This is a genomic window from Emticicia agri (assembly GCF_004168285.1).
Lineage (GTDB): Bacteria > Bacteroidota > Bacteroidia > Cytophagales > Spirosomataceae > Emticicia > Emticicia agri.
On the sequence record NZ_SEWF01000025.1, the window covers coordinates 60,820 to 86,602 of the forward strand.

Annotated in this window: 23 protein-coding genes; 16 read left to right on the forward strand and 7 right to left on the reverse strand. The window is 39.0% G+C overall.

Going from position 1 to position 25,783, the window contains the following annotated elements; all coding sequences use genetic code 11:
- The first annotated feature begins 45 nt into the window (after window positions 1–45).
- The 4 genes from porW to EWM59_RS16895 all read left to right on the forward strand — a co-directional run bounded on the left by porW (window position 46) and on the right by EWM59_RS16895 (window position 4,981).
- The gene (gene porW, locus EWM59_RS16885; protein ID WP_130022407.1) at window positions 46–2,223 is read left to right on the forward strand and encodes a type IX secretion system periplasmic lipoprotein PorW/SprE; all 2,178 of its coding nucleotides are present in this window, start codon (window positions 46–48) and stop codon (window positions 2,221–2,223) included.
- Window positions 2,224–2,463: 240 nt separating this feature from the next.
- Complete coding sequence (locus EWM59_RS27660; RefSeq protein WP_165372202.1) at window positions 2,464–2,613, forward strand: hypothetical protein; 150 nt, start codon at window positions 2,464–2,466, stop codon at window positions 2,611–2,613.
- Complete coding sequence (locus EWM59_RS16890; protein WP_130022408.1) at window positions 2,610–4,331, forward strand: sodium:solute symporter family protein; 1,722 nt, start codon at window positions 2,610–2,612, stop codon at window positions 4,329–4,331. Before EWM59_RS27660 ends, EWM59_RS16890 begins: the two co-directional genes overlap by 4 nt.
- The gene (locus EWM59_RS16895; protein WP_130022409.1) at window positions 4,286–4,981 is read left to right on the forward strand and encodes a response regulator transcription factor; all 696 of its coding nucleotides are present in this window, start codon (window positions 4,286–4,288) and stop codon (window positions 4,979–4,981) included. Before EWM59_RS16890 ends, EWM59_RS16895 begins: the two co-directional genes overlap by 46 nt.
- Here EWM59_RS16895 and EWM59_RS16900 read toward each other — a convergent pair whose 3' ends face one another.
- Complete coding sequence (locus tag EWM59_RS16900) at window positions 4,982–5,668, reverse strand: response regulator transcription factor (RefSeq protein WP_130022410.1); 687 nt, start codon at window positions 5,666–5,668, stop codon at window positions 4,982–4,984.
- A 125-nt stretch (window positions 5,669–5,793) separates the two neighbouring features.
- On the reverse strand, window positions 5,794–7,422 hold the full coding sequence (locus tag EWM59_RS16905) for a sensor histidine kinase (RefSeq protein ID WP_130022411.1): 1,629 nt from the start codon (window positions 7,420–7,422) through the stop codon (window positions 5,794–5,796).
- 168 nt (window positions 7,423–7,590) lie between these two features.
- Between EWM59_RS16905 and EWM59_RS16910 the strand changes: the two genes are divergently transcribed.
- Window positions 7,591–8,334: a GLPGLI family protein gene (locus EWM59_RS16910; protein WP_130022412.1), complete on the forward strand. Its 744-nt coding sequence runs from the start codon at window positions 7,591–7,593 to the stop codon at window positions 8,332–8,334.
- 55 nt (window positions 8,335–8,389) lie between these two features.
- Here the strand turns inward: EWM59_RS16910 and nhaD are convergent, their stop codons facing one another.
- A complete protein-coding gene (gene nhaD, locus EWM59_RS16915) occupies window positions 8,390–9,664 on the reverse strand; it encodes a sodium:proton antiporter NhaD (RefSeq protein ID WP_130022413.1) in 1,275 nt (424 codons plus the stop codon).
- A 364-nt stretch (window positions 9,665–10,028) separates the two neighbouring features.
- Between nhaD and EWM59_RS16920 the strand changes: the two genes are divergently transcribed.
- The 4 genes from EWM59_RS16920 to EWM59_RS16935 all read left to right on the forward strand — a co-directional run bounded on the left by EWM59_RS16920 (window position 10,029) and on the right by EWM59_RS16935 (window position 13,355).
- Entirely contained in the window at window positions 10,029–11,408 is a 1,380-nt protein-coding gene (locus EWM59_RS16920; RefSeq protein ID WP_130022414.1) for an HAD-IB family phosphatase, read from the forward strand.
- 134 nt (window positions 11,409–11,542) lie between these two features.
- Complete coding sequence (locus EWM59_RS16925; protein WP_130022415.1) at window positions 11,543–11,887, forward strand: RNA recognition motif domain-containing protein; 345 nt, start codon at window positions 11,543–11,545, stop codon at window positions 11,885–11,887.
- Window positions 11,884–13,128: a DEAD/DEAH box helicase gene (locus tag EWM59_RS16930; protein ID WP_130022416.1), complete on the forward strand. Its 1,245-nt coding sequence runs from the start codon at window positions 11,884–11,886 to the stop codon at window positions 13,126–13,128. The genes EWM59_RS16925 and EWM59_RS16930 overlap by 4 nt, the downstream gene beginning before the upstream one ends.
- Window positions 13,125–13,355 (forward strand): VF530 family protein, encoded by a 231-nt coding sequence (locus EWM59_RS16935; protein WP_130022417.1) that lies wholly within the window; start codon window positions 13,125–13,127, stop codon window positions 13,353–13,355. The genes EWM59_RS16930 and EWM59_RS16935 overlap by 4 nt, the downstream gene beginning before the upstream one ends.
- A gap of 179 nt (window positions 13,356–13,534) precedes the next feature.
- Here the strand turns inward: EWM59_RS16935 and EWM59_RS16940 are convergent, their stop codons facing one another.
- Window positions 13,535–16,309 (reverse strand): outer membrane beta-barrel protein, encoded by a 2,775-nt coding sequence (locus tag EWM59_RS16940; protein WP_130022418.1) that lies wholly within the window; start codon window positions 16,307–16,309, stop codon window positions 13,535–13,537.
- Window positions 16,310–16,538: 229 nt separating this feature from the next.
- Between EWM59_RS16940 and EWM59_RS16945 the strand changes: the two genes are divergently transcribed.
- The gene (locus tag EWM59_RS16945) at window positions 16,539–16,730 is read left to right on the forward strand and encodes a cold-shock protein (RefSeq protein WP_130022419.1); all 192 of its coding nucleotides are present in this window, start codon (window positions 16,539–16,541) and stop codon (window positions 16,728–16,730) included.
- Window positions 16,731–16,906: 176 nt separating this feature from the next.
- Here EWM59_RS16945 and EWM59_RS16950 read toward each other — a convergent pair whose 3' ends face one another.
- Window positions 16,907–18,667 carry an ABC transporter ATP-binding protein gene (locus tag EWM59_RS16950; protein WP_130022420.1) on the reverse strand — a complete coding sequence of 587 codons (1,761 nt, stop codon included), beginning with the start codon at window positions 18,665–18,667 and terminating at the stop codon, window positions 16,907–16,909.
- A 229-nt stretch (window positions 18,668–18,896) separates the two neighbouring features.
- Between EWM59_RS16950 and EWM59_RS16955 the strand changes: the two genes are divergently transcribed.
- The 6 genes from EWM59_RS16955 (at window position 18,897) to EWM59_RS16980 (ending at window position 23,801) form a co-directional block, all read left to right on the forward strand.
- Window positions 18,897–19,403, forward strand: a complete 507-nt coding sequence (locus tag EWM59_RS16955) for a YdeI/OmpD-associated family protein (RefSeq protein ID WP_130022421.1) — start codon at window positions 18,897–18,899, stop codon at window positions 19,401–19,403.
- A 51-nt stretch (window positions 19,404–19,454) separates the two neighbouring features.
- Window positions 19,455–20,045 carry a TetR/AcrR family transcriptional regulator gene (locus EWM59_RS16960; RefSeq protein ID WP_130022422.1) on the forward strand — a complete coding sequence of 197 codons (591 nt, stop codon included), beginning with the start codon at window positions 19,455–19,457 and terminating at the stop codon, window positions 20,043–20,045.
- A gap of 61 nt (window positions 20,046–20,106) precedes the next feature.
- Window positions 20,107–20,322, forward strand: coding sequence for a hypothetical protein (locus tag EWM59_RS16965; protein WP_130022423.1), 216 nt, complete (start codon window positions 20,107–20,109; stop codon window positions 20,320–20,322).
- A 7-nt stretch (window positions 20,323–20,329) separates the two neighbouring features.
- Complete coding sequence (locus tag EWM59_RS16970; RefSeq protein ID WP_130022424.1) at window positions 20,330–21,577, forward strand: MFS transporter; 1,248 nt, start codon at window positions 20,330–20,332, stop codon at window positions 21,575–21,577.
- A 231-nt stretch (window positions 21,578–21,808) separates the two neighbouring features.
- Window positions 21,809–22,405 (forward strand): DUF4126 domain-containing protein, encoded by a 597-nt coding sequence (locus EWM59_RS16975; RefSeq protein WP_130022425.1) that lies wholly within the window; start codon window positions 21,809–21,811, stop codon window positions 22,403–22,405.
- 76 nt (window positions 22,406–22,481) lie between these two features.
- The gene (locus tag EWM59_RS16980; protein ID WP_130022426.1) at window positions 22,482–23,801 is read left to right on the forward strand and encodes a spinster family MFS transporter; all 1,320 of its coding nucleotides are present in this window, start codon (window positions 22,482–22,484) and stop codon (window positions 23,799–23,801) included.
- Between the two features lie 148 nt (window positions 23,802–23,949).
- Here EWM59_RS16980 and EWM59_RS16985 read toward each other — a convergent pair whose 3' ends face one another.
- Both EWM59_RS16985 and EWM59_RS16990 read right to left on the reverse strand, forming a co-directional pair.
- Window positions 23,950–24,927: a glycosyltransferase family 2 protein gene (locus EWM59_RS16985; protein WP_130022427.1), complete on the reverse strand. Its 978-nt coding sequence runs from the start codon at window positions 24,925–24,927 to the stop codon at window positions 23,950–23,952.
- A 115-nt stretch (window positions 24,928–25,042) separates the two neighbouring features.
- The gene (locus EWM59_RS16990; protein WP_130022428.1) at window positions 25,043–25,645 is read right to left on the reverse strand and encodes a T9SS type A sorting domain-containing protein; all 603 of its coding nucleotides are present in this window, start codon (window positions 25,643–25,645) and stop codon (window positions 25,043–25,045) included.
- Window positions 25,646–25,783 lie beyond the last annotated feature (138 nt).

Here is a 25,783-nt window from a genome sequence, read left to right on the forward strand (position 1 = left end):
GACTTTAGTCGATTCAGACGTATTACCGCAAAAATCTATTCAGAAGTGCAGAAACTATCCGTAATTATACTCTTTTTAATCATCACGGCAGGGTGTTCACAGTTTACCAATTCGCCTACCAGTAAGGCGTGGCATAATACGAACGCCTATTTTAACTCCCTGATTATTGCCCGCGAAAACATGAAAGAGGCAGACAAGCAATTGTTTGCAACCCGTGAAGAAAATTACAGTGCCTTAATGCCGATTCTGTTGCCTATGGACTCTGTGAAAGCCCAGGCGGTAGCTACCAATCTGAAAGAAGTTATTGAGAAAACCTCTCTTATTGCCGAAAGACATTCAAACTCAAGATATTTATCAGAAGCCTATATTCTTTTAGGTAAAGCCCGTCTGATGAAAGGCGACCAGATTAATGCTATTGAGGTATTCAAATATGTAAATACTACTACCAAAGACGAAACAGGCCGACACATGGCTCTCATCTGGCTGATGCGTTCTTATACCGAGCAGAAAGACTTTGAAACAGCATTGAAAGTATCAGAAGTAATCAGAACGCTTGATTTAAACAAAGCCAATACCCGAGATTTTTATCTGACCAAAGCCTATTTACACCAGAGAAGAGGAGAGTTTGCCACCTCAGCAGCCATTGCAGAAGAGGCACTGAAACTGATGTCTAAAAGTGAGCAGACCGCACGGGTACACTATGCAGTAGCACAGATGTATGATTTGATAGACCAATCAGGAAAAGCATTACCACATTATTTAGCCGTTGCCAAAAACCGACCTAACTACGACATGGAGTTTTATTCTCGTATGAATGCCCTGCTTGGTGAAGCAGTGGTGCGTAGAGGGAGTACGGCAGGTGTGCAGGAGAATTTCAGAAAAATGTTGCTTGACCGCAAAAATGCAGATTTAAAGGACAAGATTTACTATACAATGGGTAATCTGGAAGCTAAAAAAGAGAATTACCCAAAAGCGATTGAATACTATAATGCTTCGCTAAGAAATTCGACAGGTAATGCCGCACAGAATGCCTATACCTATCTGGAATTAGCCGAATTGCATTATAACAAACTGGTAAGATATGATTTAGCAAGTCTGTATTATGATAGCACACTTACAGCCTTGCCCAAGAATTCGCCTGATTATGAGCGAATCTCAAGAAGAGCTTTATCTTTAAGTGATTTTGTAAAATACCAGCGTGTATTAACGTTAGAAGACAGTTTGCAACGGCTGGCGGCTATGAATCCGGCGGCTTTAGATAAGGCTCTGGAAAAATCTATTCAGCAAAAAGAAGAGGAAGCTAAAAAAGCACAGGAATTAGCCGAACAGATAGCCCGAAAAAACAACAATGTAGCCGTAGAAAGACTATCAGATAAAGACGAAACTTTTAAAAGATGGGAACTGTATGATCCTGTGGTAATAGCTAAAAATAAAAGCGATTTTCAACAGATATGGGGTAGCAGACCGTTAGAAGACGACTGGCGCAGAAAAGACAAAGAGGCAGGTTCAATCAGTTTCAGAGTAGAGCGGGGCGTGGCAGGTAATGAAACTGCGCCAACCAATGGTGCCAGCCGCCAGGAAGTTGCCCAACAGAAAGCAGATGCAGCAGCCAAAGAATTAGAAGCCAAGAAAAAAGAGCTATATGCCAGGATTCCGACAAGCCCTGAAAAACTGGTTGCTTCTCAGCGCAAACAGGAAGAAGCCTATTATCAGTTAGGTAAAATATACAAATTCCAGTTTAACGAAACGGCTAATGCCATTGCCACTTTTAAAACCCTGTTATCAAAATTCCCGAAAACGGTGCATGAAGCTGAGGTATTGTATTTACTGGCACTGAGCTCTGATAATCAGGAAACCAGTCCTTACCGTGCGACTTTGCTCAGCAAATTTCCGGCATCCACTTACGCAAGGCAATTAATCAGAGGCAATGTAAGTATCACAAGCGATACCGAATCAAAAGCACAGGTGGTATATTCGCAGGCATTTAATTTATATAGTAACGACAGTTACCAGTCGGCACTTAAAATGGCAGAAGATGGGTTGATAACCTATACAGGTACCAGTATTGAAGACAAATTTGCCATGTTGCGCATTATATTACTGGCTAAGACGGGGCAAAGAGAGGTCTATCAGCAGGCATTGAACGAATTTATTCAGGGGTATCCCTCAAGTAATCTTATGCCAAAAGCTAAAGAATTGATGGCTGTTTTAGAGAAGAAATAAAGGTTACTGAATTATTTTCTTACTTTTAAAACGACCTGCATGGTATCTGAAAGGGTCTACTAAAATAAAAGTTTCGTCTATTGACAGTACAAATATCTTCCTATATAACTGATATTAGTAAGATGTTCCCTCGAAACCTAATGATAAATAAAATATGGTTTTGGGCATAAATGATTATTGAAGCCTGAAAAATTGCTATTAGGCAATTAAATAAAACATCTATATCACCTTTAATAAATTATGACTAAGCCTAAAAAAACTACCCCTGTTGAAGAGGATAGTGAGCAAGCTCCTATTCTTGGTACCTGGCGAAACGTATATGCCTTAGTTGCCGGAGCCTTGCTTATTACAATTATCCTTTTCTACCTTTTCACCCTCTATTTTGCATGAGCAACCTCGACTGGATTCTTCTTACGGTTACCCTTCTGATTATCATTGTATATGGTGTCTATAAAAGCCATCGGGATAAGGATATTGACGGCTATCTTTTAGGCAACCAATCATTGCCCTGGTATCATGTGGGGCTTTCTGTAATGGCTACTCAGGCAAGTGCCATTACATTTTTATCAACCACAGGACAGGGCTTCGACGATGGTATGCGCTTTGTGCAGTTCTATTTCGGCTTACCTTTAGCCATGATAGTGCTTTGCATTACATTCATTCCGATTTTTCACCGATTAAAAGTATATACGGCCTACGAATATCTCGAACACCGTTTTGATGGTAAAGTACGTATTTTCACGGCTTTCCTGTTTTTACTACAACGTAGCCTTTCTACCGGAATTTCTATCTATGCCCCTTCTATTATTCTATCCACTATTTTTGGATGGGATATTTTCTGGACAAATATCATTATGGGTGGGCTGGTACTTACCTATACCGTAATAGGTGGTACTAAAGCTATCTCCTATACTCACGTGCAGCAGATGCTGGTTATTACAGTAGCCATGTTTTTAGCAGGAGTAATTGTATTGCAGATGCTTCCTGAAAATATTGGTCTGGTTAAAGCCTTGAAAATTGCAGGTAAAGCCGGACACATGAAATTAGTATCTTTCGAGTTTAACCCAAAAGACCGATACAATCTCTGGTCGGGGCTTATCGGGGGTTTCTTTTTACAGCTTTCTTATTTTGGTACAGACCAGTCGCAGGTAGGGCGTTACCTTACCGGAGAATCTACCAACCAGAGCCGTCTGGGTCTGGTAATGAACGGTCTGTTGAAAGTGCCTATGCAATTCTGTATCCTGTTGGTAGGGGTATTGGTTTTTGTGTTTTACCAATACAATACCTCTCCGGTTTTCTTCAACAAAGTTGAGGTTGATAAGCTGCGCAGCAGCCAGTATGCGCCACAGTTACAGGCATTAGAACAGGAGCATGAAGCAATTGCCAAAAGAAAACAACAATTATTAAGCAATATTGGCGATGCCGAAGACCAGCAATTATCGGCTTATAAAGCATCGCTGAAAGAGTCAGACTCTTTAAGTAAAAATGTAAAATCTCAGGTAGTAGGTTTAATCAAGAAAAATAACCCCGCTGCTACTACCAACGACCGTGACTTTGTTTTTCTCAGGTTTGTGTTAGATTATCTTCCGCATGGTTTAATTGGGCTGTTAATAGCCGTTATTTTTGCGGCTTCTATGGGGTCTATTGCTTCGGCTTATAATTCACTGGCGGCTACTACTGTTGTAGATGTTTACCGCAAGTATGCCAAAACCCCGCCGACCGGAAAGGCAGAATTGAATGCCTCAAAAGTTTCAACAGTTTTATGGGGTATTTTTTGTATATTTGTGGCACAATATGCCAGCGAACTGGGCAATATGATTGAGGTTGTCAACGTATTAGGTTCATTATTCTATGGCATCATTTTAGGTGTATTTCTGGTGGCTTTCTATTTCAAAAACATTGGTGGTACTGCCACTTTCTGGGCAGCAGTTATCAGCCAGGGTATTATCTTAGGAATCGGGATTCCGCAGCTGATATTAAAAACAGAATGGATTGCTTATCTTTGGTTTAACCCCATTGGCTGCATATTGGTCATTGGTATAGCGTGGATGATTCAAAACTTATGGAAAAAAAGCGAATACTCATCGTCGAAGACGACCAACGTTTAGCCGAAAATATCAGCAAAGGGCTGGCGGAGAAAGATTTTGATACCTCTGTGGCATTTGATGGGCAGATAGGGCTGCGGCTGGCTTTGAGCGGTAAATATGACCTCATTATTCTTGATGTCAACTTACCGGTGATGAATGGCTATGAAGTATGCGCTAAAATCCGTGAAAAAGACAGCCAGGTGCCGATTATTATGCTGACAGCTTTAGGAGAAACCGACGATAAGATATTAGGTTTTGAAAAAGGAGCAGACGACTACATAGTGAAGCCTTTTGAATACCGTGAGTTACTGGCACGTGTAAATGTATTTCTGAAAAGAGCCTATGCCGAAAACGAGCCTAATGCGTCAAGTTTGTTGAGAATAGCCGATCTGGAAATAAACCTTGAAAGTAAAATAGCTTCCCGGCAGGGCACTAAAATAGAACTGACCCCCAAAGAGTTTTCTTTGTTAGAATATTTAATCCGCAATAAAGGAAAAGTTGTTTCAAAAACCGAAATTGCCGAGAGGATATGGGAAGGTAACAATGCCGAAAACAGCCTGAATGTAATTGAGGTCTATATTAATTTCCTGCGTAAAAAGATAGACAAAGATTTTGAACCAAAGTTGATACATACCAAAACAGGTATGGGCTATGTATTGAAAGATGATTAGCTAAACCGTAGGTGTGGTAAAATGATAGCCAACTCCTTTAATGGTCATTAACTCTAAGGTTTCATCTTCTTTCAGGTAATCGCGTAGTTTGGTAATATACACATCCAGGTTTCGAGAGTTAAAGAAAGAATCATCGCCCCAGATTTTCATTAATATTTCTTTACGGTTTACAGTAAAATTTCTGTTCTCTGTAAAAATCTTCAGTAGTTCGGTTTCTCTGTGTGAGAGTTTTCTGCAATTATCATTGAGCCTTAACTCATATTTCTGAGGCAGAAACTCATATTTACCTAATATAATGCTGCCTGTTGGTGTTACGCCTTTACTGTTCAATAACAACAATAGGTTGTTAATTCTCACAATCAGTTCTTCCATACTAAAGGGCTTTCGGATATAGTCATTCCCCCCCGACTGAAATCCTTTCAGCACATCATCAGTCTGGGTTTTAGCAGTCAGAAAAATAATGGGCAAAGCAGGTTTCAGTTGTCTGATTTCATTTCCTATGGTGTAGCCATCTTTATTAGGAAGCATTACATCAAGCACACAAATATCAGGTTTAAACTGCTCAAATGCTTTTAATACCAGATTCCCATCTGCTACCATTTTCACCTCAAAATTCCGACTTTCAAGGCTTTCTTTCACTATTTTTCCCAAAAAGGGTTCGTCTTCTACGTATAAGATTTTTGTCATTTTTTTATTCTGTATGACGATTTTTTAAATCGTCGAAATTCGGCAGAATTTCATAATTCTCTCATAAGGTATTCTTTTGATATATAAAAAACCGCAAGTTCATCGAACGACGATTTAAAAAATCGTCATACATGAATGGGTAATCTCAAAATAAACGTACTGCCCTCTCCTATTTTGCTGTTTACCTCTATAGTGCCATTATGGCGTTCTATTACATTTTTTACATAACTTAACCCAAGGCCGTAACCTTTGATATTATGCACGTTTCCGGTAGGTACTCTGAAAAACTTATCAAATATTTTAGGCAGAAATTCTTCTGAAATACCCATGCCATTGTCTTCAATGCTCAATTGCAGATTCTCTTCGTTTTCCTGCAATATCACGTTTATTTCAGGTTCTTTGCTGTATTTCAGGGCATTTTCCAGTAGGTTATACACTACATTCGTCAGGTGAATAGAATCGCCGATGATGTTAAATGTTTTACCTAATAAATCAAAATTTACGTGCGCCTGACATTTTTCAAATTGTAGTTTCATGGTAGCCAGTACACTTTCTACCAGACTGCTGAAATTGATGCTATCTGTATTCAATACTAATTCTTTCTGCTCAAAAACACTCATTTTTAACACTTTATCAACCAGTATAGACAGGCGGTTCAATTCATTTTTTGATATTTCAAGGTATTCTCTGGTCTGTGTCGGGTTTTGCAATACATTAAAATTGCTTAGTGCCTCAATAGCCACACTTACTGTTGAAATAGGTGTTTTAAGTTCGTGGGTAATATTGCTTACAAAATCATTTTTTAGGGCTGTCAACCTTCTTTGTTGTTGCAGGTTTCTGTAAATCAGCCAGAACGAAAGGCTTGTAATAGCTATCAGGAAAATTGAAAATAGTATCTGCGGAACTATCTTTCTGATAAGAAACCAGTCAGGGTCCGCAAAATTGGCCTGATATACAATCCCGTCAAATGGTACCTGAGCCCGCAGTTTAGCAGATGTATCAACCTGAGCCGCTTTATTTACGGCTACCTCAAACGGAACTGTGATTTGCTGTTTCAATAATTTTGCCTGATACTTCTGTTTAATCTCTTTAGGTTTCAGTGTATCAGTTATCAGATTTATCACAATATTCTGAGGTGCTGCACTTTTCTTTGGTTGAGCTTTGAAATAAACCTGATTAAATTCTTTTTTTTCTCTTTTGGTAACAGAGTCAAATCGCATATCAGAAACCAGCATAATCTGGCGTGGACGATTAGGGATTCCATCACCCAATGAGTCGGCAGAGGTTTTTAACTGTATTCTGATATTACTATGGTTTGAATCTACTTTTATCGACTGTATCATTCTGGAAAGCATATCTTTTCCTGTCGAGTCAATAAAGTTGAATTGATTTTTTGCGTAAATGGTCAAGGTCTTTCCTCTCAGGCTATCATGCGGCATTGGCGGAAATCTTTTGCTGATGAATATGCCTCTCATCTTCTCAACACTCATAGGGCTATCTGCTTTTTTAACAGGCCTTTTCTTTTTGGCAGTTACTACCACCTTACCTGTTTTCAGCGAAGAGTCCACCTTGCGTTTAATGAGCGAATCCTGCATGTTAGACACTGTTTTCTCAAAGTTGTTGGTAATGTCTTTCTGCAGATTCTTTTTTTGCTCTGTGTAGTTTTGCCGGAGCCAGAAAATATTAAACAGTGTCAGCACCAATAAGCTCACACCTATCAATATAAAATGTGTCCGATTTTTTATTCCTGCCATTAATTTCTTAATCAATAATCCTTTTCCCAAACACTGCTACGAAAATAAAAGACATTTTTGGTTTCATAGCCATTTTTTAACCTTAATTAACATTATTTCAATATTGATTAACCTGCTGGCTGAGGTCAGCATTCTAATTTTGCTGAAAACATTTCAAAACAGAATCAGATGAAAAAGTTATTTCTATTTATCGCTTTAGTTATCAGCCAGTTAGCTATGGCACAAATGCAGGAAGGTGTTATTGACTATGAGTTTAAAGTAAACATGCACAAAGGTTTAGGCAAAGACCAGGAAAACATGAAAGGCATGATTCCTGAGTTCAGAACCAGTAAAAACCGCCTGTATTTTACTCCTACTGAATCGTTATATACCAACATTGAGGAAGACCCTGAGGAGATAAACGGAAACATCGGTGGAGGAAATGTGCAGATGCGTTTTACACGTCCGCAGATGGATTTATACCGCAATTTTGAAGCCTCCAAGTTTGTAACACTGACCGATTTTGCAGGAAAGAAATTCCGTATTGAAGATTCGCTAAAAACCAGTCCGTGGAAATTTGTGGACGAAACCAAGAAGATAGCTGGCTATGATTGCAAAAAAGCTACTTTTTTTAACGAAGAAACCAAACAGGAAGTAGTTGCCTGGTACACTGAGGCCTTAATCAGTCCGGCAGGTCCACAGGGTTTCTGGGGCTTACCCGGTTTGATTCTTCAAGCTGACCTGAATGATGGTTCTACTTTGATTACTGCTTCTAAAATTGAATTGAAGAAACTCGGCAACGAAATAAAAGTGCCAACAGGTGGAAAAAAAGTAAGTAATAAAGAATTTAAGAAAATTCGCGACGATTACATGAAAGAAATGGGTATGCAGCCAGGGAGTGCAGGGCCAAGAATTATGATTCGTACTAATTAAAGATGATTTGTCCTCACCCTAATAGCTACTACCTTTAGGGTGAGGAATATATTTGTTAGTTATGAAACAACCACTGCTGCCCGATAAACACTACTATACCTGCTATAAAACCTACCAATGCCAACCAGCTGATGCGTTTCAGGTACCACATAAAATCTATATTTTCGATTCCCATTACGGCTACGCCTGCCGCCGAACCAATAATAATGGTACTGCCTCCTGTTCCGGTAGTAAGGGCTAAAAATTCCCAGAACCGATGGTCCTGGGGAAAAGTGTTCAAATCGTACATCCCTTGTGCCGCCGCTACCAAAGGTACATTATCTACAATAGCAGATAATAAACCTAAAGTTATGCCTATCAGGTAATCATTTTTGAGTGTCCCATCTAAGAACGTAGCAAAAGTTTTGAGCATACCATATGATTCAAGGGCGGCTACTGCCAGTAAAATACCTAAAAAAAACAGAATACTGGGCGTATCTATTTTCTGTAAAGCCGTAGCTACACTTAGCTTCTTCTTTTCCTGGTAATGTTTATCGGCATGAATCCAGGTGGTAACAATCCATATAATACTCAAAGCCAAGAGCATTCCCATAAATGGAGGCATATGTGTAACCGTTTTGAAAACAGGCACAAAAACCAGTAAGCCTACTCCGGTAAACAAAATAATATTGCTCTCTTTAGAGGTTTTATCTCTTTTAAGCGATGGATTCGGTATCTTTTCTTTTCTGAATTTTCCGACCAGGATCAGCAGTGGCACAATGCATACAGCCAGACTTGCTAAAAAAGTTTTTGTCATCACATTAAGCGCAGTAAGCTGTCCCCCAATCCAGAGCATAGTAGTAGTTACATCACCCAAAGGCGACCATGCTCCACCTGCATTAGCAGCTATTACAATCATCCCTGCAAACCAGAGTTTATCTTCTTTTTCGGTCAGAATCTTGGCACATAGTGAGGTCATGACAATAGAAGTAGTCAGGTTGTCTAAGAGTGCCGAAATAAAAAAAGTAAGGGTGGTAATAATAATTAATAAAGTCCCTTTGTTAGTCGTTTTTATTTTTTGCGTAATAATTTCAAAACCATTGTGCGAATCTATCATTTCTACAATAGTCATGGCACCTAACAAAAAAAACAGAATAGACGCTATATCGCCTAAATGGTGCATCAGATGCTCGGTGGCTTCATTGATTGCATGCGCTTCAAAAAAATAAATAAGCCAGCAAAGCACGCCTGTCATTAAGGCAGAGGCCGCTTTATTAACGCCAAGCGGATGCTCAAACGCAATAGCCAGATACCCTAATACAAAAAAAACGATCAATAATATGGCAAGCATAAGACTATTTAATTAATGTGGAATAAATTGGGCAAGTAGAAAGTCAATACTTCAGAGAAAGTGCATTGTTCAATGGCAAATTTACAGAAAACCCTAAAGATTCTTTATAGCTCTGTGCTATCTTTAGGAAAAATTAATTTTTTATGGTTCCAATTGACACCCAAGCCACTTAATAAAGCATAAAACTACTTCATAATTAACCGGTTAACTAACTGAAGATTTTTCCTTAATTTCGTTTTAAGGTATGCTTACAATAGACGTTTCCACGATATGCTGAGACTTCCACAGGAACTAAGAAGTGCCTTTCAGGCGTTATTTTCTAATCAGTAGTATAAAATTGTTCAATCTAAAACCTCCAAAAACTATGATTTCAGTTATTATACCTACCTTGAATGAAGAAGAAACAATTGCAAGCGTTGTTGATTTTGCTAAAAACCAGGCCCATGTAACAGAGGTACTCGTTATAGACGATAAGTCGCAGGACAAGACTGTGTCAATCGCTCAGAAACATGGTGCTACTGTGGTAACCAGCACTAAATTAGGCAAAGGAGCCTCTATGCGTGATGGTGTATCGTTTGCCAAAAACGACATTCTCGTTTTTTTAGATGGAGACATTAATCCCTATCCTCATCACACCATCAGATTACTCACAGAGCCTATTCTGCAGGGAGAGGTGGACTTTGCCAAATCTTCCTTTAACCGAAATGCAGGCAGAGTAACCGAATTAGTAGCGAAACCTTTACTAAGTATATTTTTCCCTGATTTGCTTTCATTCAGCCAGCCACTTAGTGGTATGATAGCCGGGCGTAAAGAACTATTAAAGCAGATTGATTTCAGGGACGATTATGGCGTAGATATTGGCATCCTGATTGATATGCACCTGATGAATGCCCGCATGAAAGAAGTAGGCATTGGTTATATTGAAAATAAAAGCAAACCATGGCAGGCATTAGGCAAAATGAGTAAAGAAGTAGCACAGACTATTATCTCAAAAGCTGCTTCTAACAATAGTTCTAACTTTAATTTTGAAGAATTAGGAACGATTACAGAGATACGCTCACAAATGGAGGTATCTTTAGAGAGCCAATTCAAAAAATTAAAGAAAATGATCATTTTCGACATGGACAATACCCTGCTCCTGGGCAGATTTATAGATGCTTGTGCTGAAAGATTTCAATTCAAAAAAGAACTGCTGGAGATACGCTCACTGGAGCATGACCCTGTGATTATTACCAAAAGAGTAGCCAGTTTGCTCAAAGGTCGGAATTATGGTGAGTTAATACAGTTGTTAGATACTATTGAGATTGTACCGGAAACAAAAATAATTATTCAGGAACTAAAAGAAAGAGGCTATATAACAGGTATTATTTCGGATAGTTATGATTTTGTAACCAACCATATCAAAAACAAATTGGGTATGGATTTCTCGCTTGGCAATGAACTGGAATTCTCGAAAGGCGTAGCTACAGGAGAGGTAAAAATCCCGTCTTATCTGTTCAACAATCCGAAGAGTGTCAACAGGCTTTCTATCTGCAAAACCAATGCAATGACCGCCATTCTGGAAAGATACAATATACATAAACAGAACTGTATTGCCATTGGCGATAGCATGAACGACCTCTGGATGATAAAAGAAGCAGGTTTAGGTATCGCTTTCTGCTCAAAAGATGATTTAGTGAATCATCACGCCGATATTATCATTTCTGAGCCATCTTTCAAGAAATTATTAGAAGTGGCTTTGTAAGCAATTGTGGCGCAAACCTCTACTTGGCTATGAGTATTTAGCTATATTATACCATAATAGTTAAGACAAACCGGAAGTTCGCACCACAAATAATTTATTCGTACTTTTGCGGCTCAATCATACCAACCAAAGCAATGGATATTTTTGTGGGGAGTATTCCTTTCAAACTGAAAGAAAAAGATTTAAGGGCTTTATTTGAAAAATATGGCGAAGTAACCTCAGTAAAAATCGTAAAAGATAAGGTAACACGCCAGAACAAAGGTTTTGGCTTTGTAGATATGTCCGATGAAGACGCCGTAAGAAATGCGATTCATGAGTTGAATGGAACTGAACTAATGGGACGTACCTTAGAGGTGGGTATTTCGGAGAAAAAAGAAACCCCTAAACCAGTCAAAAACTTTAAAATCAATCAGCAGGGAAAAGCTACCGGAAATTTCAGAGGCATTGGCAAAGGCTATGATAAACGCAAAAAGAAATGAAATTTGACGACTACCGCATTGCGCCGGAAATCAAGCAGAATTTAGAACGTTTAGGTTTTAAACGCCCTACTGATATTCAGTACAAGTCTATCACCCCTATCTTGCGTGGTGAAGATGTATTGGCTATTGCCCAAACGGGCACGGGTAAAACGGCAGCATTTGCTATTCCGGTATTGCACCTGATAAATGATACCAAAAAGAGTTCAAGGGCAGATGCCATTCGTTGTGTGGTAATGGTACCGACACGTGAACTGGCAATTCAGATTACCGAGGTTTTTCAGAAATTGGGGCAAGGCACAAAAGTAAAAACCTTTTCGCTTTTTGGTGGGGTTGAACAAGACCCCCAGATTCTGAAATTAGAACAAGGCATTGATGTACTGGTTGCTACGCCCGGCCGCATGTTTGACTTGGTAAGTCAGGGGCATCTGAAACTTAACCACGTAGAAATTCTGATATTAGACGAAGCCGACCACATGCTTGACTTAGGTTTTATCAAAGATATTCAGGATTTAATCAGGTTTCTTCCCCGCAAACGCCAGACTTTGTTTTTCTCGGCTACCATTAACGAAACCATTAAGAAATTAGCGTATTCGCTGGTACATAATGCCATCAGAATACAGATTTCGCCTAATGATAAAGTGGCGAAGAATATCCAGCATGCGGTGCTCTATGTTGAAATGGACGACAAACGTTTTTTTTTAGAACGGCTGGTTAACGAACATCCTGAAAGCAAAATTTTAGTTTTTGTACGCACCAAAGTGCGTGCCGAGCGTGTTAAAGCTGCGATGGAGCGAGTGAATATAGTAGCCGAAACACTACATGGCGATAAAGAGCAACAAGACCGACTACAGGTATTGAACCGATTCAGAAAAGGCGAAGCCCGACTGCTGATTGCTACTGATGTAAGTGCCAGAGGGATTGATATACCTAATGTAGATTATGTAGTCAATTACGATTTGCCTGATGTACCCGAAAATTACGTACACCGGGTAGGACGTACAGGCAGAGGTACACAAAAAGGCAATGCCCTCTCTTTTTGCAGTACCGAAGAAAAGCCGATTTTAGCCGAAATAGAAACATTTCTGACCAAGCCCATTCAGGTAATGGAATTAGATAAAATGGACTATGCCGCTACCATAGATTTCTCGAAAGATACTACAAGCTCAGATTTGAAAGCCTTGTTGAAAGAGGCCGAGCAATTTGAAGAAATGAAACGCAAGAAAAGCAAAGGCAAAAAATGACTCAGGAACAGCCCAATAATCCGCTTCATGGCAAAACGCTTGAAATGATTCTGAACGAACTGGTGGCCTATCATGGCTGGGAACAGATGGAATACCATGTACGTATCAATTGTTTCGCCAATAATCCGAGTATTAAATCAAGCCTTACATTTCTGCGCAAAACACCCTGGGCAAGAAAAAAAGTAGAAGACCTCTATATAAGAATGATTGACGACCTAAAAAGATAGACAGCCATAAGATAGCTGCCTAATCTGTCAACAAACTAAACTAAACAAATATTATTGAGTGAATGTGTGAATGAGCGATTTAGTGAATGCCACTATGTACACAAAGAACACGGGGACGCCAAGTCAATGTTACACAATTGTTCACTATTCATTTATTCACCAATTCACTAAATTCCTCCCTACCGCTGGATAATCCTAACCCCTCCTCTCTGCGCCGGGTTGATGCCTTTCAGAGCGTATGTAAAACTTAACAAGAAATATCGGCCTAAAGTGGTGATACGTTCGTCTTGTACGAAGTTTAATTGCGCCGTACGGCTAATGCCCGTATTGCGGTTTAATAAGTCGTTTACTGATAGCTTCAATTCTCCACGTCTGTTTTTGAGGAAGAAAGTTGAGACCGACATAGCCCATAGTGGTATCTTCTGATTAAATCCTCCTGTCAGACCTGAATACACATTATAATCGAAATCAGTAGCGAATACCAGGTTTTTGGTAATTGTCCAGTTCAAATCTGTAGAAAATATATGATTAAAATATTCCTGATTCATCTGTTTGTTTACCGAGTAGTGCGTCTGGTTATAAATCATACGTCCTTCAACCGAGGCATCAAAATTATCGACCTGATAGCTTAATCGCAGACTGGTAGATGCCTGTAAACCTTTGGTGCGGTTTTCCTGGTCGTTCACAAAGTTGATACCTCTGTTCATCATTACCCGTTCGCCTAAATCAACTCTTACTTTAATTGGTTTGATTCTGAAACCATAATTCAGGTTTCCTGTCAACAGGTAATCGTCTTTTACGTTGATAGGCTGAGAAGTCTGTACAAAGGTCGGGCTGATTTCCTGTGCATTATTAATCTTATTGGTGGTATAGATTAAGTTAGCTGCTGCAAAGAAGTTAGTAAAATTCAACTGATTGAATGAGTTATAATTCAAGCCAAATCTGTGAATATACTCCGGTTTTAGATTCGGGTTACCTACATAAATATTCAGTGGGTCACGGTTATCAGTAATAGGGGCTAACTGCGTAATAGAAGGCTCCTGAAAATTGGTTTCATAGTCGAATCTCAAATGCTGGCTTTGTTGAAAATCGTAATTGAAATGCATATTAGGTAATATATTCTGGAAAGTTCTTAAGATGTCACTATCTAATAATAGCATTTTCCCTCTCAGATTAGCGTGTTGGAAACTCACACCTGTAGAGAAATTGTATTTCTTTTGCACCAGTCTGAAATTGGCCCCCAGACGGTTATACAGAAAACTACTTTCAAACTTATTACTTAACTGACTATTGTAAACAGGTACCCCATCTTTAATATCATTCACCAAAGCATCAGAAAGATAATCATTCTTCTGCAAGGCATAATTTACTTCCAGATACTTGCGCTTGCCGAGTGGCTCGGTGTAAGAGGCATTCATTCCATAATTTATGCGGTCTGATTTCTGGGTGCTTTTCTGTCTGATATTATCTGTGCGGGTCAGATTGCCATCTGTATAATATTTGTTCAAAGCAGACAAATCACCATTGCTATCGGTATTATTTATCTGAAAATTAAGATTGGTCGAGAGTGTTCTGCCTTTTTTATGGAATTTATGACGGAATAATAAATTACTATTCACACTCAACCCCTCGCTGCTACCGCCATAGTTCCGGTTACCTTCATTTTCTACTACATCAGCACTATTCAATGACTGGCTCTCGCTCAAAGTATTAGCTGTGGTATGGTTATAGTTGATATAAGACGACCATTTCAGCGAGTTCATAGAGTCAATTTTCTGGTCAAGCGTAAAATTGAGTCGGTGGTTATCATTCAGCGTATTCTGTGAGGTTTTCTGTAAGGCAGTATAGCTATCGCCATTGGGTAGAAAATTCTGACGGTTTACATTTTTGTCAATAATCTGGTTGATATTATTGAACATATAACTACCGTTAATCTCAGTCTTTTTAGTAAGAGGGTTATTGAAGTTGAGTCCTCCGGCCCAGTTTCGTACAAATCCATTCTGGCGGTTGCCGAAATTCAATGGTACTCCCCCATCATTATCCGCACTGAATTGCAGGCGAACTTGTCCACCCCCACCCATCATTCGCATTAAACCACCCGAGAAATTCATGTAATCATCAATTGAGAAGCCTTGCTGATTCACATTATTGCCCATTGCCAACACCGAAAATTGTTTGTCTTTATTGAACCGGTTAATATTCAACCGTCCTGAATATCGTTCGTCAAGCCCTGCTCCTGCCGTAATATTACCAAAAGCGCCTTTCTTGCGGTCTTCTTTCAGTTTCAGATTGATATTTTTTTCACGTTGGCCGTCGTCAATTCCTGTAAAATCAGCCTGGTCAGAACGTTTGTCATATACCTGTACTTTATCTATGGCATCGGCTGGCAGGTTTTTAGTGGCCATTTTAGGGTCTCGTCCAAAAAATTCCTTACCATCTACCGTAATTCGTCTCACGGTTTGCCCTTGTGCTTTTACTGTGCCGTCTTTTTCTACTTCTACACCCGGCAACTTTTTCAGTAAGTCTTCTACAACCCCATTAGGTTTTACTCTGAAAGACCCTGCATTAAATTCTACGGTATCGCCTTTGATACTTACAGGCGCTTTTTCGCCTTTTACAGTTATTTCTGCCAATACTTTGCTGATGGCTTGTAGTTTGATGGTGCCTAAATCTACTCCGGCCGCTCCATCGGGCACAATGAGTTTATAATAGGGTTGATGCCCCACATAAGTAATTTTAAACAGATAGTTGGCAGAATTCAGGTTTTTTAATTCAAAAGTACCCCTATCGTTGGTACGCCCGAAATTCACTAATGATGAATCTTTCGGACTCAGCAGTAGTACCGTTGCATACTGCAAGGGCGCAGCAGCCGAATCGGTAACGATGCCTTTGATAGTTATTTTTTGTGCAAAACCGGGTATTGTCAATAAAAGAAGAATGAAAAGCTTTTTCATAAGTGGTTTTAATTTTTGTCTGAACAAAAGTAGAAACCACACTATTAAACATAGGTTAAGAGAGATTGAAATAATGTTAATTAAGGTTAATAACCAGGTTATGAGTAGAAATATAGTACAAAAAATAGGTAGAATTAGCTATTTTTAAGAATAAAAGTAGCAAGTGTTAGGTTTTATCAATTAATAATCTCACCTTTGTACTTTAAGTACAAAATACAAATTTTTTCAAATGTCTACAGGAATTGTTAAGTTTTTCAACGAAACCAAAGGTTATGGTTTTGTTAAAGTAGATGGAACAAACCAAGAGGTTTTTGTCCATGTTTCAGAATTAAAGGACCAAATCCGTCAGGATGATCAAGTAACTTTTGACATCCAAGAAGGTAAAAGAGGTCTAAACGCCGTGAACGTGAAATTGGCATAATTATATCAATATATATAATTATCAAAAAAAGCTCTCAGTAGATTGAGGGCTTTTTTGATTTATCAACTCTGTTGCGGCACAACTTTCTCTTATTTTCTATCTTCCCCAATCACTTTTCCTGGGATTCACCGTCCAATGAAGACGCCAAGCATGGCGTCTCTACCAAAAACAAAAATTTACACCAACGCCTCCTTATACTGCATCCGATACAAATTCGCATAGAAGCCATCTTTTTCCAATAGTTCTTCGTGGTTGCCTTCTTCCATAATCTGGCCTTTGTCTAAGACAATAATCTTGTGGGCTTTCTGTATGGTGCTTAACCGGTGCGCAATTACAATAGCTGTGCGGCCTTTCATCAGCAGGCTGATAGCATTCTGAATCAGTTCTTCTGTTTCGGTATCTACTGACGACGTAGCTTCGTCCAGGACAATAATTTTAGGGTCTTGTACCATAGCCCGCACAAACGAAATTAACTGGCGTTGCCCTACTGATAAGGTAGCTCCCCGTTCCTGTACATTGTATTCGTAGCCATTAGGTAGCTGCATAATAAAATCATGAACCCCTACCAGTTTGGCAGCTTCGATAATATTTTCTCTTGATATACTGGTATCACCCAGTGTAATGTTGTTTTCGATAGTATCTGAAAACAGAAATACATCTTGCAGTACTACGCCTATCTGCTCACGCAGGTGTTTTAAATCATATTGTTTAATATCTATACCATCAATCCGTATTTCACCCTTATTTATTTCATAAAATCTTGATAGCAGATTAATGATAGATGATTTTCCGGCTCCGGTTGCACCTACAAAAGCCACCGTTTCGCCCTGATTTACTTTAAACGAAATATCTTTCAACACATAGTTTTCCTGATTATAGGCAAACCATACGTCTTTAAAATCTACTTCTCCTTTCAGATGCGTGGTATATTTGCCATCATTCGCTGTGTATTCGTCGCTATCCAGCAATTTAATAATGCGGTCGGTACTCACAATACCCATCTGCAAGGTATTCATTCTATCAGCCAGCATCCTGATTGGCCGGAAAAAGATATTAATAAACATTATAAAGGCCGTAACTGTACCATAGCTCACCTCGCTGTTCAGCATCTGTTTTGCCCCAAACCATACCACCAGTCCGGTACCCAAAGCAGCAATAACCTCTGCCACCGGATAGTAAACCGAATAGTACATAATAGATTTAATGTTGGCATCGCGGTGTTCTTTATTAATGGCAACAAACTTTTTGTACTCAATTTTCTCGGAATTAAAAATCTGTACGAGGCTCATACCTGTAATATGCTCTTGCACAAAGGCATTCAGGTTAGCCACGGCATTACGCACAATATTGAACGATTTCTTAACTTTCTCTTTGAAAATATAAGTACTAATCAGCATTAATGGAATAGTACTCAAACTTATCAAAGACAGTTTCCAGTCGGTATAGAACATTACCGTAATAATCAGCACCAGTTGCAGAATATCTCCGGCAATGGCAGCAATCCCTTCGCTGAATACATCAGCCAGCGTTTCAATATCTGAGATGGTACGTGTTACTAAACGGCCAATCGGGGTATCATCAAAAAACTTCAATCGCAAATGAATAATTTTCTGATATAACTGGATACGGATATCACGAATGATATTCTGCCCTAACCATCCGGCCAGATAGGTATTCACAAACTGAATCAGCGACTGGAGAACCAAAACCCCAACCATAATCAGCATCATTCGTGCAAGCCCTGTATAATCACCTGATGAAACAGGGCCGTCAATAGTTTGTTTAATCAATAACGGAATAGCAGGTGCTAAGGCTGCCCCTACTAAAATGACAAATACAAGCACATAAAAACGAAACTTATACGGCCGTATAAACTGAAACAACCTTTTCAGCACTGCCCAATCGAAAATATTACCGGAAGGATTTTGCTCGCTCATTCAATTTGCTTTTTCAAAATTGTACATTGAAATACGGTGAATGAATTCACCGCCTAATATAACAAGTGAACATTTTTAATTATGTAATGCTGACTTAGGTCAGCATATGTAGATAAAAAATTCCTTTGTTTTCTTAGCCACCGAATTCATTCGGTGAAATTCGGCGTAAATTAGTATCGAATATTTCCCTAATTTTAAACTCATAAAGATACACAATCGTTCAGAAACAATGGTTACTTTTAACACTAACCTACAGAAATTTGAAAAACAAGGTGAAAAAACAGGCTGGACTTACATTGTCGTTCCCGCAACTATTGCAAACCAGATTAAACCTAATACCCGAACTACTTACCGTGTGCGGGGTAAATTAGATAATTATCCTATCAAACAGGTGGCTCTATTACCTATGGGCGATGGCGATTACATTATCCCGATTAATGATGCTATGCGTAAGGGTATCAGAAAAGAAGAAGGTGCCAGTGTAGAAGTGTCCTTAGAAATAGACACCGACGAATTTAAAATATCTGAAGATTTACTGGTATGTCTTGAAGACGAACCAAAGGCTCTGGAGTTCTTTAACTCTCTCCCACCAGGTCATCAGCGATACTTCTCCAACTGGATTGAGGGAGTTAAATCTATAGAAATCAAAAGCAAACGTATTTCACAAGCAGTATGGGGTCTGTCTAAAGGAATGGACTTCGGAGCCATTATCAGGCATTTCAAAGGAAAAATTTAATCATTTTTTAACAATAAATGAACGAACATTCATTTATATTTGTACCTGATTATGAGATACAGAGACGAACATAAAGAACTGCTTGTGAAAGAAAAAGCCATTGAGATGATTGTAAGAGAAGGTCTCGATGGTTTCAGCATGCAAAAGTTAGCCAAAGAAGCGGGTGTTTCGCCTGCTACGCTATATATCTATTATAAGGATAAAGAAGATTTATTGATTCAGTTAGGATACGAAGAAGCCACTCGATTAATAAAAGCGATTCTTAAAAACTTTGACCCGAGCATGCGTTTTGAAGAAGGTATGAGGATACAATGGCGTAATCGGGCAGATTATTGGCTGGAAAGTCCGGTAAAGGCATCTTTTCTTGAACAACTGAAACACTCTCCCCTACGTGGGCAGGTTTTTGAAGCATTAGATATGGAATTTTTGGAAACAATGGGTGCATTTATGCACAATGCTATAGCCAATAAAGAGATTCTACCCATGACCCGTGAAGTATTCTGGTCAGTGGCGTATGCCCCTTTATATACCCTGATTCATTTCCATACCGATGGTATTAGTCTGGCAGGTAATCCTTTCCGGTTTTCTGAGGAAATTATGTGGGAAACATTTGCTGTAGTTATGAAAGCCCTGAAAGCATAAACTGAGGCCACACACATCATTTTGACGAATTATAATTTTTGCGAAAAAGCTATTATTATCTATGGAGTTATTTATTCTGAAAACCAACGTGCTTAGTCTTGCCATGAAAGATGAGCTTGCAGCGCAACTCAATAAAATTCCACAAATCAAAAAATGGTCGGTCGATTATCAGGATTGTGATGGGGTGCTACGGGCATCGGCAGAAGGAATTTGTATGAACGAACTCATTTGTCTGGTAAAACAATGGGGGTTTATGTGTGAAGAATTAAACGATTAAAAATAGTATGGAAAAAACATCTTTTACAGGGTATCAGAAATTAGTGATTGCTCTATTGGCAGTTACCCAATTTACAGTGGTTTTAGACTTCATGGTGATGTCGCCATTAGGAGATATTCTGATGAAATCATTAGATATTACACCCAAGCAATTTGGTGTTGCCGTATCAAGCTATGCCTTCAGTGCGGGGATTTCGGGTTTACTGGCAGCAGGTTTTGCTGATAAATATGACCGTAAAAAGTTATTATTGTTTTTTTATATAGGGTTCATATTAGGAACTCTTTTCTGTGCATTAGCACCCACTTATGAACTCTTGGTAGCAGCCCGGATTATTACAGGTTTATTTGGTGGAGTTATAGGCTCTATCGGCATGGCAATTATTACCGATATTTTCCCGATACAGCAAAGAGGTCGGGTAATGGGTACTATACAAATGGGCTTTGCGGCAAGTCAGGTTCTGGGTATTCCGATAGGCTTGTATTTAGCCAATTTATGGGGCTGGCATGCGCCATTCCTGATGATAGTGGGTTTAAGTATCCTTATTGCTGTGGCTATCATGCAGGGATTAAAACCTGTTACCAAGCACCTTGAACTGAAAACTGAGAGAAATGTGTGGGAACATTTCAGACATGTATTCGCCACTAAAAACTATCAGATAGCTTTTGCCGGAACAGCTTTACTATCGGTAGGAGGATTTCTGATGATGCCTTTTGGCAGTGCTTTTGCCATCAATAATTTACAGATTACGCAAGAACAATTGCCTATGGTGTTTATGGTAACAGGTATTGCATCTATTGTTATCATGCCACTGGTAGGACGTTTGAGTGATAAATATGATAAATTCAAGGTATTTGCCTATGGTTCAATCTGGGCAATAATCATGACGGCTGTTTATACCAACCTGACTCCTATGCCACTCTGGATTATTATGGTGCTGAATATCCTGTTGTTTGCAGGTATTATGTCGAGAATGGTTCCGGCTACTTCTCTTATGACAGCTATTCCCGAAATGCAGGACAGAGGCGCATTTATGAGCATCAACTCATCGTTACAGCAAATTGCTGGTGGCATTGCCTCTATTGTAGCAGGACTTATTATTGTACAAAAAGATAAAAACAGTCCATTAGAGCATTATCCGACTTTAGGAGTTATTTCAATCGTAGTGATACTTTTGTGTATATGGCTGGTATATCGGGTAAATATAATTGTGAAGCATAAACTCGGGCCAAAGAAACCAGTTTCGGAGACGGTTTAGAAATGACTCTTTCGTTCATGGAATGACAGCGAATAAATTCGCTGCCTAAGAAAACAAAGCGGACGTCGCACGGGTATTTTGTATATAGTGCCGGACTTAAGCGGCCGCCGCGCGGTCCGGCACAGATGCATAAAATCCTTCCGCTGATATTTTAGTCACCGAATTTATTCGGTGAACCCACCCAATTTGCAAAATATTTTCATAAATTGAATGGTCTTAACTGTTCAGTTTATGCAAGAATTGCTTATCAGTCTTTGTGTCGGTATTGCTTTAAGTGCTTGTTCGGGTTTTCGTATTTTTGTACCTATGCTTATAGGTAACCTTGCTACCCGCTTCGGGGTACTCGATATTTCGCAAGGTTTCGAGTGGTTGGGTACGCCTGCGGCTACTTATATTTTAGGGGCAGCAACCATAGCCGAAATTCTGGCGTACTATATCCCTGTTGTAGATAACCTCCTGGATACCATTGCCATGCCCGCTTCTTTTGTGGCTGGTACTATCCTGACAACCTCTTTTCTGAAAATTGATTCTCCCGAATTGAAATGGACACTTGGTATTGTAGCCGGAGGTGGCATAGCCGGAACTATACAGGCAGGTACCGGATTGTTGCGGTTAGCTTCTACCAAATTTACAGGCGGATTCGGCAATTCTATTTTAGCCACCATCGAAAACTTTATTTCCATTGTCTTCTCTGCACTTACACTCTGGATTCCGGTTTTTATTGCCATTCTCTGCGTATTGTTATTTGTGTTTTTGATAAGGAAGATTGCCAAGCGCTTTCAGAATAAAAAAAGTAAAATTTCTTATGAGAATAATCCCAATCTTTGAGTAAAAAATACTAACTTACTGCTCAATCTAAGACCTTATACCTAAGCAACCCGACTGCTTGTCGGGTGATACCTCTATGAAAGAACAGTCCTCACTTCGTTATGCCTGGTATGTATTAGGCATACTTTTATTGGCCTACATTTCTTCGTTTATTGACCGACAAATTTTAGCCCTTCTTGTCAAACCTATCAAAGAATCGTTCGGAATTTCGGATACCCAGATGGGGCTATTGATGGGGTTGAGTTTTGCGCTGTTTTATACCTTTTTAGGTATCCCTATCGGTATTATGGCTGATAGAATGAGCCGCAAAAAAATTATAGGCTGGGGTATTGCTATCTGGAGTCTGATGACAGCTTTATGTGGTCTGGCAGATAGTTATTCGATGTTGTTTCTGGCTCGTGTAGGTGTAGGTATTGGGGAAGCAGCCCTCTCTCCTGCGGCTTATTCGATGATTTCAGATTATTTTCCTAAACGGAAATTAGCCACAGCTATGAGTATTTATAATTTAGGAGTATATTTAGGTTCGGGGCTCTCTATTCTGATTGGAGCGGCCATCAGTTCTATAATAGGGAAAGAAAATATTCAATTGCCGTTTTTTGGAGAAATATTCTCGTGGCAGGTTATTTTCTTTTATATTGGTTTGCCCGGACTTTTGATTGTATTATTGCTGCAAACTGTAAAAGAACCTAAGCGCAAAGAATTAGATTCTGGCAAAGAATCGGCAGCTAAAGCCTCAATATCCGAGATTATCACTTATTTCAAAGGCAATAAAAAAACCTTTTTAAGCCTGAACTTTGGGATAGCTTTCATGTCGTTAGCTTCTTATGCAGGTATGTACTGGGTGCCGACTTTTCTTGAGCGGATACATGGGTGGGAAAGCCAGAAAGCAGGTTTAACGTTTGGTGTAATTGTTTCTGTTTTTGCTACTTTAGGTGTACTCACAGGTGGCCGATACGCAGATTACTTATCGAAAAAGGGGGTAGTAAATGCCAAAATGCAGGCAGCTTTTATCGGTATGTTTATCTCAATTCTGTGTACTTTTGGCCCGTTACTCGCTAACCCTAATATCTCGCTCATTTTTATTGCTTTATTCTGCTTTTTTGCGGCATTTCCCTATGGGTCAGCTACGGCAGCTATTCAGGAAGTAACACCCAACAATATGCGGGCTATTTTTTCAGCGTTTTTCCTGTTTGTGGTGAATATCATCGGTCTGGGCTTAGGACCTTTAACGGTAGGCGTTTTAAACGATGTGGTATTTCATGACTCTCTCAAAATTCATCAGTCTATCTTTATTACACAATTTACAGGCTGTATTATTTCAGCTACCCTGTTGTTTGTAGGGTTAAAGCCGTTTAGCAGAAGTGTGGGGTATTTGAAGAGGCACCTGAGACAATAAACACACCCCTAACCCCTAAAGGGGGATTTTAAGACAAAGTCTTTTAATTATTATTTTGTCACAAACACTATGTTACACAATGGTTTTATCAGAATCGTGTAACATTGCGGCTTTTGTGTACTTTGTGGCAAAATTTTTTAATAATAATCTATGCTCCTTTAAGTTTTTCCTGCATGAAGCCAATGCCGTAGGCAAATAATTGAATGAAGCAGGCGATTATGCTTAAAAAACCAACTTTTACACTCTTATTCTTTATGGTTGAATCAATGAAAATCAGGAGTATATAAAGGATTGTAATCATAATAGACAAAATAAAAGTACCGTAGAAAAAGGAGCTTATAAAACTAAGCAGGTATTGAATAGGAATTGACAAGCAAGCCAATGTAAACAGCATCGGAAAAAAATGTACCAGTTTCAATTCAGAAGGAAACATTCTGGATAGATTGATTCGTCCACGACCAAAGAAGTGCAATTGCTTATAGAACTGTCCGAAGTCAGTACGTCTTTTATGATAGATAAAGGCTTCTTCTATCAAACCTACTTTAAAACCTTTGTCAATAATTCTGATACTGAATTCAATATCTTCGGCCATGCGGGTCATGGTATAGCCCTGGGTTACCTCCCATACTTTTCTGGATATACCGAAATTGAAACTTCGTGGATGAAACTGTCCTCCGGCATTATTTTTCTTTCCTCTGATGCCTCCGGTAGTAAATACCGATGTCATGGCGTAGTTAATGGCTTTCTGGGTATCAGTAAAACTTTCGTGTGCGGCATCAGGGCCACCGTAGGCATCTAACCAATGTGTTGAAAGATAATTATCGACAATCTCAAAATATCGTTCAGGAATAATGGCATCAGAATCTAATTGCACGAAATAATCGCCGGATGCACGCTCGAAACCATAATTGCGGGAGAATCCCTGCCCTGAATTAGGTTTATAGAAATAGCTGATGTCGAGTTGTTTTTCAAAACTCCTGCACACTTCTTCGCACTTAAGTGTAGACCCATCTTCCACAATTATCACCTCAAAGTTCTTGTAAGTCTGCCTTGTCAGGCTTTCCAGCAATTCTCTGACTTCATCAGGGCGGTTATAAACAGGTGTGATAACTGAGTATTTTTGCATGAGCAGGTATTAAGCAAATGATTTTTTCTGCAAAAAAGCCATATTCCATTCGCTTTTCCAAAAAAAACAGGGAAGCGATTGCTCACTTCCCTGATAGTATATCTTTCTCAAATGCTTAGTTATGTCTTACTAATAATTTTTTGGTAACTACTTTTTTGCCATCAATCACTAATTGATACAGATACACACCTGAGTCCCAGTTAGTTGTCTGTACTTTTAATTTACGGTCGTTTTTGTCTAACTCAAAATTACCTACCTCATTACCCAGTAAATTATAAAACGACATACTTGCATCATTTACATTCCCTGTAATGGCGTAATCAACCATTGCAAAATCGTTGGCCGGATTCGGATAAATATTTGAAACCGTTATTTTATCGTTTGAAAACAATTTATCAGGCTCACCACTATTGGCTACATTTCTATCAACACTGGCTGTAAGCGTTTCTGTATTACCTGTTTTCACAACTACTGGTTTTGTAGAACCATTCAGGAGGGCATTTCTAAAGTATTGATTAACCACAGTAGGTTTGTCTAATTTTACTTCTTTAGGCATTGGCTTACCTACATAGCTCAATTTCTGAACCTGCGCTTTTGTGGTTGGCTTTTTACCAATATCCAAACGTGACTTGCCTTTCTCGACTTGCGCCAAGGCAACGTTTGATAGTAGAGCCAATCCAATCAACACCAATATGTATTTTCGTAAATTTTTCACCATATTTTAACTAAAAAACTTTTATAAGATTCGTTATGTGATTTGTAGGGATTGTACAAATATATATAACAAGCTGTAAAAACCAAATTAATTTTTTATATAAGGACGCTAATTATGATTAAATGGTTGCAATAAGTTATA